Annotated in this window: 10 protein-coding genes; 9 read left to right on the top strand and 1 reads right to left on the bottom strand. The window is 64.1% G+C overall.

Features of this window, described 5'->3' with window-relative positions:
- Nucleotides 1-104 precede the first annotated feature (104 nt).
- The 8 genes from ccoN (at nucleotide 105) to ccoS (ending at nucleotide 8,980) form a co-directional block, all read left to right on the top strand.
- Nucleotides 105-2,468 carry a cytochrome-c oxidase, cbb3-type subunit I gene (gene ccoN, locus GE027_RS09305; RefSeq protein ID WP_153556918.1) on the top strand — a complete coding sequence of 788 codons (2,364 nt, stop codon included), beginning with the start codon at nucleotides 105-107 and terminating at the stop codon, nucleotides 2,466-2,468.
- A complete protein-coding gene (locus GE027_RS09300) occupies nucleotides 2,468-2,647 on the top strand; it encodes a hypothetical protein (RefSeq protein ID WP_153556917.1) in 180 nt (59 codons plus the stop codon). Before ccoN ends, GE027_RS09300 begins: the two co-directional genes overlap by 1 nt.
- Nucleotides 2,640-3,296: a cbb3-type cytochrome c oxidase N-terminal domain-containing protein gene (locus GE027_RS09295; protein ID WP_153556916.1), complete on the top strand. Its 657-nt coding sequence runs from the start codon at nucleotides 2,640-2,642 to the stop codon at nucleotides 3,294-3,296. The genes GE027_RS09300 and GE027_RS09295 overlap by 8 nt, the downstream gene beginning before the upstream one ends.
- A gap of 29 nt (nucleotides 3,297-3,325) precedes the next feature.
- Entirely contained in the window at nucleotides 3,326-4,738 is a 1,413-nt protein-coding gene (gene ccoG / locus GE027_RS09290; protein ID WP_153556915.1) for a cytochrome c oxidase accessory protein CcoG, read from the top strand.
- Nucleotides 4,739-4,805: 67 nt separating this feature from the next.
- Nucleotides 4,806-5,315, top strand: a complete 510-nt coding sequence (locus tag GE027_RS09285) for a FixH family protein (protein ID WP_153556914.1) — start codon at nucleotides 4,806-4,808, stop codon at nucleotides 5,313-5,315.
- A gap of 52 nt (nucleotides 5,316-5,367) precedes the next feature.
- Nucleotides 5,368-6,270, top strand: coding sequence for a sulfite exporter TauE/SafE family protein (locus GE027_RS09280; protein ID WP_153556913.1), 903 nt, complete (start codon nucleotides 5,368-5,370; stop codon nucleotides 6,268-6,270).
- A complete protein-coding gene (locus GE027_RS09275) occupies nucleotides 6,267-8,765 on the top strand; it encodes a heavy metal translocating P-type ATPase (protein WP_153556912.1) in 2,499 nt (832 codons plus the stop codon). Before GE027_RS09280 ends, GE027_RS09275 begins: the two co-directional genes overlap by 4 nt.
- On the top strand, nucleotides 8,762-8,980 hold the full coding sequence (gene ccoS, locus GE027_RS09270; protein ID WP_153556911.1) for a cbb3-type cytochrome oxidase assembly protein CcoS: 219 nt from the start codon (nucleotides 8,762-8,764) through the stop codon (nucleotides 8,978-8,980). Before GE027_RS09275 ends, ccoS begins: the two co-directional genes overlap by 4 nt.
- 252 nt (nucleotides 8,981-9,232) lie before the next feature.
- Here the strand turns inward: ccoS and GE027_RS09265 are convergent, their stop codons facing one another.
- Nucleotides 9,233-10,144 carry a hypothetical protein gene (locus GE027_RS09265; RefSeq protein ID WP_153556910.1) on the bottom strand — a complete coding sequence of 304 codons (912 nt, stop codon included), beginning with the start codon at nucleotides 10,142-10,144 and terminating at the stop codon, nucleotides 9,233-9,235.
- A 324-nt stretch (nucleotides 10,145-10,468) separates the two neighbouring features.
- On the opposite strand from GE027_RS09265, the gene GE027_RS09260 reads away from it, so the two are divergent.
- On the top strand, nucleotides 10,469-14,536 hold the full coding sequence (locus GE027_RS09260) for a DUF6797 domain-containing protein (protein ID WP_153556909.1): 4,068 nt from the start codon (nucleotides 10,469-10,471) through the stop codon (nucleotides 14,534-14,536).
- Nucleotides 14,537-14,545 lie beyond the last annotated feature (9 nt).

Raw genomic sequence — 14,545 nt, 5'->3', positions numbered from 1 at the left:
TTGCTGGATCTTTGCGACGCCCTATGGCGGTGGTACGGTATGAGACCAGAGCGAGACCGCCAACGAATTGACTTCGTTAGATTCTGAAGCCCACCGAGACAGTCATGACCACCGCATTGGCGCAAGACGCACCACGCCCTTCGGATTCCGATTCGCCGCAGGCCGAGCGGATGGAGTCGTTCAGCTATGACGATCGCATCGTGCGGATGTTCGTGGTGGCGACGATCTTTTGGGGCATCGTCGCGATGGCCGTCGGCTTGGTCGTGGCCACGCTGTTGGTGTTGCCGAGTCTGGGCTTCGGGTTTCCCGAGATTTCGTTTGGTCGGCTTCGTCCTTTGCACACCAACGCCGCGATCTTTGCCTTCGCTGGCAACGGGATCTTCGCGGCCATTTATTACAGCACCCAGCGGCTGTGCAAGGCGCGGATGTGGAGCGACGTGCTGAGCCAGCTGCACTTCTGGGGCTGGCAAGGGATCATTCTGGCGGCGGCCATCACGTTGCCGATGGGCATCACGCAGAGCCGCGAGTACGCGGAGCTGGAGTGGCCGATTGATATCGCCATCGCGGTGGTGTGGTTATTGATCTTCGGCACGAACTTTTTGATGACGTTGGTCCGCCGTCGCGAGCGGCACATGTACGTCGCGTTGTGGTTTTACATCGCCACGATCGTGACCGTGGCGCTGCTGCACGTGTTCAATAATCTGGTCGTCCCGGCCGGTTGGTTCACCGGTTACAGTTTGTACGCGGGCGTTCAGGACGCGTTCATGCAGTGGTGGTATGGTCACAACGCGGTGGCGTTTTTCTTGACCACGCCCTTCCTGGGGCTGATGTATTACTTTCTGCCCAAGGCGGCCGAGCGGCCGGTGTTCAGTTATCGCCTGAGCATCATCCACTTCTGGTCGTTGGTTTTCATCTATATCTGGGCCGGCCCGCACCACCTGCATTACACGGCTCTGCCGCAGTGGGCCAGCACGCTGGGGATGTTGTTCAGCGTCATGTTGTGGATGCCCAGCTGGGGCGGGATGCTGAACGGATTGCTGACCCTCCGCGGGGCCTGGCACAAGGTGGCCACCGACCCGGTGCTGAAGTTCTACGTCGTGGGCATCACCTTCTATGGGATGGCCACGTTCGAAGGGCCGATGCTGTCGGTGCGATCGGTCAACGCCCTCAGCCACTACACCGACTGGACGATCGCCCACGTGCACGCCGGGGCCTTGGGCTGGAACGGGTTCATGATCTTCGGGATGGTGTACTGGCTGTTGCCGCGATTGTTCCAGACCAAGATCTGGAGCGAGCGGCTGATGAGCTGGCACTTCTGGATCGGCACCATCGGGATCCTGCTGTACATCGTGCCGATCTATGCGGCCGGTTTGTACCAGGGATTGATGTGGCGCGAGATCGACGACACCGGTCGCTTGGCACACCCCGAGTTCCTGACCACGCTGGAGTCGATCATTCCGCTGTGGTCGCTGCGGATCGCCGGCGGCGCGGTGTACTTTACCGGCGTCCTGATGCTGGGCATCAACATGCTGATGACCTGGTGGTCGCGGCCTTCGGTTTACGACGAACCGGTCTACACCGCTCCGCGATTGAGCAAGCATTACGTCGAACCCAAAGCGGTACCGGTCCCGAGCCGGCTTGAGGAAGCTCCGGTGCTGGACCTCGCCAAACGCTCGGACGTCTGGGCACGGATGGGCTGGCACCGCCGTTGGGAACGGCTGCCGGTAAAGTTCACCCTGCTGACGACCGCGGCGGTGGTGATCGCGACGTTGTTCGAAGTGGTCCCCACGTTCTTGATCCGCAGCAACGTGCCCACGATCGCCACGGTCAAACCCTATACGCCGCTGGAGTTGGCCGGCCGGCACATCTATATCTCCGAGGGCTGTTACAACTGTCACTCGCAGATGATTCGCCCGATCGTTTCGGAAACCATGCGGTACGGCGAATACAGCAAACCGGGCGAGTTCGTCTACGACCATCCCTTCCAGTGGGGCAGTCGCCGGATCGGGCCCGACCTGGCGCGGGAAGGCGGCCGGCAGAGCAGTTTCTGGCACTGGCGACACTTCGAGAACCCCGAGATCGTTTCGCCCGGATCGGTCATGCCCAGCTACCGACACCTGCTCGAACAGGACTTGAACTTCGAGGCCATCGCGCCGCACGTTCGGGCCGCCGCTCACCTGGGCGTGCCCTACACCGAGACGGAATTAGAGGACACCGCGGCGGTGGCGCTAAAGCAGGCCGAAGTGGTCGCCGCCGACATCGTCCAACAAGGTGGTCCGCCGCTGACGTTCGAGAAACAGGCCATCGCGCTGATCGCCTACCTGCAACGACTGGGCGTCGACGCCACGCGCAGCGAAGAGCCCGAGGAGGAAGCCGCCGGCGATACGCTAAGTGACGGTGCAGCGGATCCGGCGGCAGCCGACAGCGAAGACCTGCAGACGGCGGCCGAAGCCGCGGAGGATGCCTGATGTTGCGAGACCTGGTAAGCCAACTGGATTATTCGCTGTTTGCCGAAGGAGCGCTCGCGCTGTTCTTTCTGGCCTTTGTCGGCGTTTTATTCAGCACTTTTCGATTAAGCCGCGACGCAGCCGAGCGGTTTGCGGCGATTGCGATCAGCGACCGTGTGGAGGACCCACGCCATGAGTGATGCCCCTCTGAATGATGCCCCCGCCAACGATGGCCCCCTGACCGATCACAGCTACGATGGGATCCAGGAGTTCGATAATCCGCTGCCCGGATGGTGGAAGTGGTTGTTCATCGCGACGATCGTTTTTTCGCCGTTTTACTGGGTGTACTACCACAGCGGCGTTGAGGGACGCGACGTGATTGCCCAGCACGATGCGGCCCTGGCCGAAACGATGCGTTTGCAGTTCGCCGAGATCGGTGAATTGCAGCCCGATGCCGCCACGATCGCCAAGTACATGCACGACGAGAAGTGGGTGGGTGTGGGGCGGTCGGTGTTCGAAGCCAACTGTATCCAGTGCCACGGGCGCGAGGGCCAGGGCGAGATCGGCCCGAACCTGACCGACGAACATTTTAAGAACGTTCGCGGGATCGAAGACCTTGCCACGGTGGTGATCAAAGGCGCCGGCAACGGCGCCATGCCCGCTTGGGCAAATCGCCTGCAGACCAACGAAATCGTCCTGGTCGCCGCCTACGTCGCTTCGCTGCGAGGCCAGAACCTGCCCGGCCCCCGGGGTCCCGAGGGCCGAAAGATTCCGCCTTGGCCCGATCCGCCGGCCGAGCCGGATGCGTCCGAAGAGGCGACCGCTGCGGCGGCGCCGCCTGAATCCTAACCGCGTCGCGTTTTCGACGCTTTGTACCGATGACTTCAAAACAACCGTCCTTGCCGATCGCCGATCCGGTTTCATCTGCCGAAACCCCGGTCCTCAGCACCCTCGAACTGGACGGTCGGCGACGATGGCTGTATCCCCGATTGGCCATGGGCACCTGGTGGCGCTGGCGACGAATCGTGGCCTACGCGCTGATGGTGATCTTTGTCCTGATCCCGCACCTGCGGATCGGCGGCAAGCCGGTGTTGTTGCTGGACGTGACGGCCCGCCGTTTCACGATCCTGGGCAAAACCTTTCTGCCCACCGATACGGTGCCCTTTGTTCTGCTCTGGTTGGGCATCTTTCTCAGCATCGTGCTGATCACCGCCGTCGCCGGACGCGTGTGGTGTGGCTGGGGGTGTCCGCAGACGGTTTATATGGAGTACTTGTTCCGGCCGATCGACCGCCTGTTCGAAGGCACCGTGGGCAAGGGCGGGTTACCGCGCCGCGATCGCAGCCCGCTGTGGCAGGTCGCCCGCGTGGCGGTGTACGTGGTGCTGTGTATGTTCCTGGCCCACACCTTTCTCGCGTACTTTGTCGGTACCGAGCGGCTCGCGCAGTGGATGCGCGCTTCACCGCTGGAGCAGCCCGCGGCGTTCCTGGTCATGGCCGGCACCACGGTGGCCATGCTGTTCGATTTTCTGTACTTCCGCGAACAGATGTGCACGCTGGCCTGTCCCTACGGACGCCTGCAGTCGGTGATGCTGGATTCGCAGTCGTTGATCGTGGCCTACGATCCGGTCCGCGGTGAGCCCCGCAAAAAGGGCAAGCATGCGCCGGGCGACAACGCCGGTGACTGCGTCGATTGCAATCGCTGTGTGGTCGTCTGCCCGACGGGGATCGACATCCGCGATGGTCTGCAGATGGAATGCATCAATTGCACCCAGTGCATCGACGCTTGCGACGACGTGATGCGCCGCGTGGGGACGCCCACCGGCCTGATCCGTTACAGCTCGCAAGATGCGATCGCCGGCAAACCTCAGAAGCTGTGGCGGCTGCGCACCGTGCTGTATCCGTTGATCCTGTTGGTCGTGTTCGCCGCCTTTACCTGGGCCCTGCTTTCGATGCGTGGCTTCGACGCCCAAATCGTCCGCGGCCGCGGGGCACCGTTTTCGATGACCACCGTGGGCGTGGTTTCCAACTCCTATCAGGTCCGCCTGCTGAACCGCTCGGAGCAACCGCAGACCTACCGCTTGTCGCTGGCCGATGCCGAAGGGGCGACGTTGTCGGTGATCGATGCAGAGCGTCTGACGCTCGAGCCCGACCAGCGTCAAGCCATCCCGCTGACGGTTTCCTTTCCGATCCATTTGACGCTGGGACAGGGCAGCCACGCCGCGGGACTGGTGGTCAGCGACGAACAGGGAAACCAACGGGAACTCAAACTGCAACTGATCGGACCGCGTTAGCCTATTGCCGCGTGCACAGGCTGGAAGCCAAACGCTACGGACCTACCCTTTATCGAGTAATCGCCAGATGAACCGTACCGCCGAAAATCCTCAAGCTGCCGAACGCCGCGCCAAACGTTTTTGGGTCTCGTTGGTGGTGGGCCTGCTGGGGCTGCAGGTCGTGATCGGCGGTGTCGCCATCACCTTGGCGACCGGCGACCCGAGCGTGGCGATCGTTCCCGACTACCATCAAGCGGCTTTGAACTGGGACCAGCACCGGGCCGCGCTCTCGGCGCCCCGCCGCTGGGGTTGGCAGACCCAGCTGGACGTTTCCTCCACGGCCAATACCTCGGGCCAACGAGCCATCGTCCTGGAGCTGCGTGATGGGCAGGGCCGGCCGCTGTCGAATCTGTCGGTCACCGCCCGCGTGTTTCATCAAGCTCGCGCGTCGCAGGCGCACCACGTCGCCTTGACCGAGACCAGCGAAGGCCGCTTCATCGGTTCGATCGAGATGGCCCGCCGCGGGGTGTGGCGGTTGGAGGTGGACGTCGAGGGGGCCGCCGAGCCGGTGCGGTTGAGCCGGACCGTGACGTTGTGAGCGAAGTTTTTTTGTTTTCATGACCGCCTTTTGCCCGGTTGAAAGATAAATCATGTGGTACTTGCTGATCGCCGTGTTCACGGCCAGCCTCCTGGGCAGCCTGCACTGCGTGGGGATGTGTGGCCCGTTGGCGCTGTTGGCCAGCGGGGCGGGCAGTTCCGTCCCCCGAACCCGGCTGGTGTTGTCGACCACGCTGTATCACCTCGGCCGCCTGTCGACGTACCTGTTGGCCGGTGGGGTGGGCGGATTGTTGGGGTCGTTGGTCGACGTGGGCGGTCAGATGATCGGTTGGCAGGTCACCGCCGCGCGGCTTGCCGGCGCGGCGATGGTGGGGATCGGGGTGTGGAAACTGTGGCGTCGTTGGCCCCTGCGCTCGCCGGGCCGTGGGACCACCGGCACGGCCGCCGAGGCCGCTGCCGGCAACGGCTCTCCGCCCGTCCAAAACGGCGGCGGCATCCCGCCGGCGGCGTCCGTGCCCCCGTCGCGGGTCGCCGCGATCCTGGTGCGTCTGCGCCCTCTGCTGGCCAAACAGTCGCCGGCGGTGCGGGCTTACGGCATCGGTTTTCTGACCACGTTCTTGCCCTGCGGATGGTTGTACCTGTTCGCCTTGGTCGCGGCGGCCACAGGCAGTCCGTTGATGGGCGCCGTGGTGATGGCGGCGTTCTGGGTGGGGACGCTGCCGGCGCTAACAGGACTGATCCTGGGGGCCCGCTGGCTTTCCGGGCGGACCGCCGGATTCGTGCCGGTGGCCACGGCGTTGCTGCTGGTGGCAACCGGTTGCTTTACCGCCAGCGGGCGAGGCTTTGCGGCGATGACGTCGCTGGAAAGTTTGCAAGGAACGCTCGCCGACGCGCCGGCATCGACCACCGAGGCTTCGACCGAGCAATTGCTGGAGCGGGTCCGGCAGGCTCCCGGCACGGACCTACCCTGCTGTGAGGGCGGCTGCGAATCATGAATCCCGTAGCTCAAGCGGAGCAGGCCGCGGCGGCATCGACGTGCCAGACGGCTCGCTTGCCCTGTCGTCACTGTGGGCTCTCGACGCCCTGTCCGCCGCAGTCGGATCCGGAGACGGTGTTCTGCTGTCAGGGATGCCGCGGCGCGTATCAATTGATCTCCGGCTGGGGCCTGGAGTCGTTCTATGACCTGCGAGATCAATCCGGGGCGACGGCCGCCAGCCGTTTCGCCGCGTCGGATCTGACGGCGTTCGACGAGCCGGAGTTTCTCGGACAATCCGAACCGCAGCGGCAAAGCGATGGGTTGTACCAGTGCGAGCTGGCGGTGGTCGGACTGCACTGCGCGGCCTGTGCCTGGTTGATCGAAAACGTGGCCGCGCGAACGGCCGGATGGCACCTGGCTCGGGTCAAATTGAGCGATCACACGGTGCGGATTATTTTCGATCGCGAAACGATCCGGCTGAGCGAAATCGCGAGACTGTTCCAGAGGGTCGGTTACGAACTGACGCCGCTGACGGATCAACGCGACACGGCGTACCAACGCCAGCATCGCAAGCTGTTGATGAATATCGCCATCGCGGGCTTCTGCGCGGCCAACGCGATGTGGATCGCCATCGCGCTGTATGCCGGGGACGCCAGCGACGTCGAAACCGATCACCGCCAGTTCCTGTTGTTGGCCGGGACCGCGCTGGGGATCGCCGCCGTGGCGATCCCGGGGCGGACGTTCTTGCACGGTGCCGTCGCAGCCCTGCGAACCCGGACGCCGCACATGGATCTGCCGGTGGCTCTGGGGCTGGGCGTGGGATCGATCATGGGCGTGATCAATGCACTTCGCGGCAGCGGCGACGTGTACTTTGATTCCCTGGCGGTCCTGGTGTTTTTGTTGTTGATCGGACGTTGGGTCCAGTTCCACCAACAACACCGTTCGGCTCGCGCCGTGGACCTGTTGCTGCGAATCACACCTCGGCACGCTCGCCGCCTCGACGACCAGGGAACGCCGCAAACCGTGTTGGCCGACCGTTTGCGAAGCGAACAGGTTGTTCGCGTCGCCGCCGGCGACAGCTTTCCGGCCGACGGCGAGATCGTCGACGGTGAAAGCCTGGTCGATCGCTCGCTACTGACCGGCGAAAGCCTGCCCGTAGCGGTCGCCGTGGGTGACGAAGTTCAGGCGGGGATTGTGAATTTGCACAGTGAAGTCGACGTCCGGGTAACCGCCAGCGGCGCCGACACACGGGTCGGTCAAGTGATGCAGCGGGTTGCCGAAGCGGCGGCGGAGCGGACGCCGATCGTCCAGTTGGCCGACCGCGTCGGCGGCGTGTTTGTGGTCGTCGTCGCGACGCTGGCGATTCTAACCTGCTTGGCGTGGGCCCGGTACGATTGGCAGATCGGCGTCTCGGCCGCGACGTCGCTGTTGATCGTGGCCTGTCCCTGTGCCCTGGCCCTTGCCACGCCGCTGGCCATCGCCGTCGCGATCGGTCGTTCGGCTCGCCGGAAAGTATTCGTTCGCGACGGTCAGACCTTTTCCCGTTTGGCTTCGCCCGGCCGCGTCTGGTTCGACAAAACCGGCACGCTGACCGAGGGGCGTATCGCGGCGACGCTGGTGGCGGGAAGCAGCGACGGACTGCTGGCCGCCGCGGCCCTGGAGAAAACGTCTCCCCATCCGATCGCCGCCGCCATCGTCCGCGCCGCCGAGGCCTATCGCCCGTCCTCGGCCGGACCTGTTCAAGAAACCGGACCTGCCGCCGACCAGGTCGTTCGGCTCTCCGGTGGATTGAGTGGGCGCGTCGACGGCCGTGAGGTGTTGGTCGGCAACCGCGAACTGATGGCCGAGCACAACGTCGCGATCGACGACGCCCTGCAGCAGGCCGCCCAGCGGTGTTTGCAACAGGGGCTCAGTCCGGTCTGGGTTGCCCTCGATGGGGTTGCCACCACGGTGCTGTCGATGAGCGATGGACTGAAGGATGCGGCCGTCGAAACCGTGGGGCGTTGGCGGCGAGCCGGATGGCAGGTGGGCATCCTGTCGGGCGACCACCAGGAGGTTGTTGACCGCATTGCCCAGCAACTGGGAATCGAAGCGGCCGATGCGCTGGGGGGACTACAGCCGGAAGACAAATTGGCACGCATCCGCCAGGGCGGCGCGGGGACCACGGTGATGGTCGGCGACGGCGCCAACGATGCCGCGGCGCTGGCGGCGGCCGATGTCGGGATCGCGGTGCGTGGCGGAGCGGAGGTCAGCCTGCGGGCGGCGCCGGTTTTCGTCGCGTCCAACGACCTGCGGTCCCTGGGCCAGTTGGCCGGAGCGTCGCGCCGCACCCATCGGCTGATTCACACCGCGTTCGCCGTTTCGCTCAGCTACAATGTGGTGGCGGTCAGCCTGGCCATGGCCGGACAGATCAGTCCCTTGGTGGCCGCCGTGTTGATGCCGATCAGCTCGGTCAGTGTGCTGTCGCTGTGTTTTGCCTGGCCGATTTACTCGACATCCGGAGAGGCGGGATGAGTGTTCTGTTCATCGCCCTGCCGCTGGCGTTGTTGCTCGGTGGCGGCGGGATGATCGCTTGCATTCTGTGCATCCGCAGCGGCCAGTATGAAGACCTGGACACGCCGGCGGTACGGATCCTGGTCGACGACCAGCCGGAGGAAACGTCGCCTCCCAAAGAACCGCGGCCGCAAGCACGCTCATCCGCCGACCAAACCGAAGGGTTTACCTTGTAGCGGCAGGGCGCAAGCCCTCCGGTTTTTCCGGTTTCGCGATACCGAAAGCACCAAAACCCCCGAAAACACCGGGCGGCTTGCGCCGCTCCGCTAAATCGGTTGGAGGCGCGAGCCCTCCGGTGTCGCGATACCTTGTAGCGGCAGGGCGCAAGCCCTCCGGTTTTTCCGGTGTCGCGATACTACAAACCCCGAAAACACCGGGCGGCTTGCGCCGCTCCGCTACATCGGTAACTGGTTTGAGGGCAGGACGTATTATGTTCCGCGGCTGGAAAGGGCTCCCGCGTTTTGTAGCGAAGCTTGAAAATGCGTCCAGAACCGGCGGTCGCGCTGGTACTGCTCGGGCGGCGTTTGATGTTTAAAGTACTCGATCGATTCCAGTTGGCGACGCGTCTGTTCGCCGAATGAGTACTTCGGGTCGGCCATCGGATTGACCCAGTCCGGATCACCGGGTTCGACGCGGTGCGAAAAGCGTCCTTGCGAATCGACATGAAAATTGGCCAGCACCACGTCGATCTTCATCTGCATCTCTCGCAGCGACCGCTCCGCCGGACTCAAGTCCGCGGTGGCCTCGTACCAAGCGTCGGCGACCGCCGCGGGCGTGCGGCTGTCGGGGAAACGAAGCGTATAAGCCGCACCGGATTCGGTCAGCCCATCGTGGTCGACATCGACCTGTGCGACCGGCGGCAGCAGCAGATTCATCGCCCCCTCCGCGGTCAACGGCTCGACTTCGATGGGCTGGGCCAGATGATGCATCTGCTGGACCGTCGCCAGTTGCTGGTCGTTCAGGCCGCGGAGAAAAGCTTGCGGAGCCGCGTAAGCGTTCTGCCGACTCGCCTGCAACATGATGTCGTGAAAGGAGTCGAACAGTTGCTGCGGCGCCTGGACATCGCGGTAACGCATCGCCCCACGTCCTACCGTCAACCAGTCCTGCCAAGCCGCCGTAATGGCCTCGGGCTCGGCGTCTGCATCTGCGTTTGCGACTGTGTTTGCGTCCGGCGACGGCGATACCGGCGCCGTACCCGACAGGTATCCCTGCCGGCCCGCAGCGGCCAAAACCTCGGCAAAGACGCCCTGCAAGGTCCGTTCGGCACGCACCTGCTGTTGCCGCGGGCTCCCCGCGGTGCTGCGGGACGCACCGGTGTCCAGCAACGAATCGATCTGCATAGAAGTCGCTGTCCGCGTCGAAAAAGTCATCCTTACCCGAAGAACCGTTACTATTGTTCGTCCTTCCCTGGGCCCGGACTTGAACCTTGTTGCCCGACCGCCGCGGCTGCAGGACAATCAAACGTCACTCCGCCCTCTTGGCCTACTCCACAGCTCCTCCCCGCCTATCCTTCTCTGTTCGCTATGCATCACCCGCTCCGAAACATCCTCGCTGCGTGGCTCGCCCTCCTCGCGTACGGTCCCGTTGCTTGGACTCAGGCGCCGACCCCTGAGACAGCGGCGAGTCCTGTATCTGGCGCGGCCGTCCTGGCCCCCGACAATTTGGTGGCGTGGTGCATCGTGCCGTTCGACGCGGCCCAGCGCGGTCCAAGGCAGCGCGCCCAGATGCTGGCCGATCTGGGCATCGATCGCTGTGCCTACGATTGGCGAGCCAAGCACGTCGCGGAATTCGAAGAAGAGTTTCTGGCCTACCAACGGCATGGGATCGAATTGTTCGCGTTTTGGGGCGAGCACGACGAAGCCTACCGGTTGTTCGAGAAACTGGACCTGCATCCGCAGATCTGGTTGATGCCGCCCAACCCGGCGGAAGGCGACCAAGCCGAAAAGGTGCGCGCGGCCGCGCAGGCGTTGATCCCCGCCGCGGAGCGTACCAAGCGTTTGGGCTGCAAACTGGCCCTCTACAACCACGGCGGCTGGGGCGGCGAACCCGAAAACCTGGTGGCCGTCTGTCGCGAGCTGCGTAGGCGTGGTTTCGACCACGTCGGCATTACCTACAACTTCCACCATGGCCACGACCACATCGACGATTGGCCGGCGTTGCTTGCGGCGATGCTGCCCTACCTGCACTGCGTGAACCTGAACGGTATGAACCCAGGTGCCCAGCCCAAGATCATGGGGATCAGCAAAGGCGAACACGAACTGGCGATGATCCGCACCCTGGTGCGCAGCGGCTACGACGGTCCGGTCGGGATCCTGGATCACCGCAACAATCTGGACGCTCGCGAATCGCTGCAAGAAAACCTCGCCGGCCTCCGCTGGGTGCGTACCGAGTTGATCGCTCCCGGGACCGCGGGCCCGAAACCGCCGGCGCCGGCGTCCTACCAGCCGCCGAAACCAGCCAAACCACCAGAGACAGCGGATCAAAGCAATGATTCCGCCGAAGACAGAATTCCGTCGTCAGATGACGGAAATCAATCATCGGGTGAGCGAAATCGGTCACTTGGTGACGGTGGCCGAGCAGGAGGTGAAGTAAATCTGTCATCGGCCGCTGGTCGGCCGGCGACGGTTGAGTCCGGCTCGCCGCCCGAGGATCCGCGGTATGTGGCGGCCTTGGTGGATGAGGCACTCGAGCGAGGCGACGCCGCGTCCGGGGCGGCCGTCTTTGCCGGTGCCAAGTCGGCTTGCCTGTCCTGTCATCGCGTCGGCGGCCGCGGCGGGGTGATCGGTCCGGATCTGACCAAACTGGCTCCGCGTCCAAGTGCCGAACACTTGGTTGAATCACTGCTGTGGCCCAATCGACAAGTTCGCCCGGAGTACGTTTCGTGGCAGGTTCTGACCGATGATGGGCACATCGCCACGGGTTACAAAGTCGGCGAAGACGAGGCGAGCGTGACGCTGCGAGACCCCGCCTCGGGGGAGGAAACCGTTGTTGCCAAGGACCACATCGATGCGGAACTGCAGCAGGGCTCGCCCATGCCCGGCGACCTGGCACAAGCGCTTTCGCGAAAGCAGCTGCGAGACCTGGTTCGGTTCTTGATCGAGGTCACCGGCAACGATGCCGAACTCCCCTCGGAACTACAGCACGCACTGCATCACGGTCCGGGACACGGTCCAGCCCGTTTTCCGCTGGACACCGCTCCGCTGGCTCCCCGGCGTTGGTCCCACGCCGCGCACCACGTGAATCGCGACCGAATCTACGATTTCTATACCAAGCAGGCCGAACACTTTCGAACGCAGGACCGGGTGCCCATGGTGTTGGCTCCCTACCCGGGCCTGGATGGTGGCAAGCACAGTCACTGGGGTAATCAGAACGAACAGACGTGGGCGGCGGAGCGTTGGCAACAAGCGGACCTGGGGACGGTTCAGTCCGGCGTGTTTCGCGGTGGTGGCAAGACGATTGCCCGCGGCATTTGCGTGCGGATCGGCCCGAACAAAAATTGGGCCGTGTGCTTCAACCCCGACACGCTGGCCTATGAAGCGGTTTGGCGAGATGGGTTTGTGTCGCTGTCTTCGGTGCGCCACGGATTCATGCATGGTCTGAGACTAGAGGGCACCGTGGTACAGGCTCCGCAGACGTCGGCTCCCGACGAACCGTTCGTCTACCACGGCTACTACCGCGTCGGCGATCGCGTGGTGTTTGCCTATCGCCTGGGCGACACCGAATACCTGGACATGCCCAGCATCGAGGAGGGGCGCTTTGCCCGCGTGCGAAGGCTTCGCGACGAACACCCGATGCGTGATGCGGTGCGCGGCAAGGATGCGTCGGCTCTATCGGCCCGGTGGCCCCAACGTCTGGAGACCGCCATTCGGCCTGGTCGCGGACGCCCATTTGCGATCGACACCATCGAGCTTCCCGAACCGAATCCCTGGAACGTTCCGCTGTACTGCACCGGTCACGACTTCCTGTCCGACGGCAGTGCGATGGTGAGCACGATGACCGGCGACGTGTGGCATGTGTCGGGGCTTGGCGATGCAGACAGCGCGGGCGTCGCTCGCTGGCGGCGGTTTGCGGCCGGGCTGCACCAGCCCTTGGGAGTGGTCGTCGCCGAGGGACGCGTTTACGTGCAGTGCCGCGACCAATTGATGCGTCTGAGCGATTTGAATGGTGACGGCGAAGCGGATTACTACGAATGCTTTTCCAACGCATTCGAAACCTCACCGGCCGGACACGATTTCATTTGCGGTCTGGAGCGGGACGAGGCCGGTAATTTCTACACGGCCTCGGGCAACCAAGGCCTGCTGCGAATCACCGCCGATGGACGCCGCGCGGACGTGTTGGCGACCGGGTTTCGTAATTCCGACGGCCTGGGCCTGACGCCTGAGGGCCTGTTGACCGTGCCGTGTTCCGAAGGAGAGTGGACGCCGGCGTCGATGGTGTGCGCGGTGCCGCTGGAAGCGCAAACACTGGCCGGCGACGGTTCACCGGGGGCGGCGCCGCCGCACTTCGGTTACCGCGGCCCGCGCGACGGCCAGCCGCCGGAGTTGCCCTTGGTATATCTGCCGCGAGGCCTGGACAATAGCAGTGGCGGCCAGACCGTGGTGCCCAAAAACCACTGGGGCGAGATGGGCGGCAAGTTGCTGCATTTCTCATTCGGTGCCGGGACGTGGTTTATGATCCTTCAGGATCGCGTCGGCTCGCAGCGTCAGGGCGCAGTCGTGCCGCTGGCGGGCGACTTCCGTTCCGGCGTTCATCGCGGCCGTTTTTCGCCGCACGACGGACACCTGTACGTAACCGGTATGCAGGGCTGGGGGGCTTACGTGCCGGAGGACGGTTGTTTCCAGCGAATCCGGTACAGGGGCGAAGCGGTTCAGATGCCGATCGGTTTTCACGTTCATCGCAACGGCGTACGTGTTGATTTCGCTCGGCCACTGGACGCGGATACCGCGGCGGATACCGGCAGTCACTTTGCGCAGTGCTGGAACTACCGCTACGGCGGTGCCTACGGTTCGCCCGAGTACTCGCCGATGCATCCCGGCGTGGCTGGCCACGATCCCTTGGCGATCCGTTCGGCGCACGTCTTGCCCGATGGCCGTTCGCTGTTTCTGGAGATCCCCGACCTCCAGCCGGTCAATCAGTTGCACCTGAGGATGCACGTCAATGGATCCGACCGGTTCGTGACGGCCGGACGCACTGCTGAGGGGCATGATCTGCTGTTAACCGTACACGCCCTGGATGACGATTTCGAAAATTTTCCCGGTTACGTTCGGCAGGAAAAGACTCTCGCCGCGCACCCGATCCTGGCGGACATGGCGTTGAGCGCCCTGCGGGTGCCCAATCCCTGGCTGCAGCCCATCGAAGGGGCTCGAGAGTTGACGATCGAAACCGGCACGAACCTCACCTACCGGACGACCGAGGTGCGCGTTCGGGCGGGCGAGCCGCTGGCGTTTACCCTCGCCAATCCGGACGTCGTCCCGCACAACTGGGTGCTGGCTCGGCCGGGTTCCCTGCAGCGTGTGGCAGCGGCGGCCAACGAGCTGATCGCCGATCCGGAAGCCTTTGCGCGGCACTACATCCCGGACTCCGACGACATCCTCTGCCACACCGACATTGTCGAACCCGGCACCGCGCAGACGCTGTACTTCACCGCGCCGAAAGCCCCCGGACGTTATCCATTTGTGTGCACGTTCCCGGGGCATGCGATGGTGATGAACGGCGTGATGATTGTGGAGTGAGCGGCGGAG

Source organism: Roseimaritima sediminicola, from assembly GCF_009618275.1.
Classification (GTDB): Bacteria; Planctomycetota; Planctomycetia; order Pirellulales; family Pirellulaceae; genus Roseimaritima; species Roseimaritima sediminicola.
This window is presented reverse-complemented; position numbering and strand designations above follow the sequence as displayed.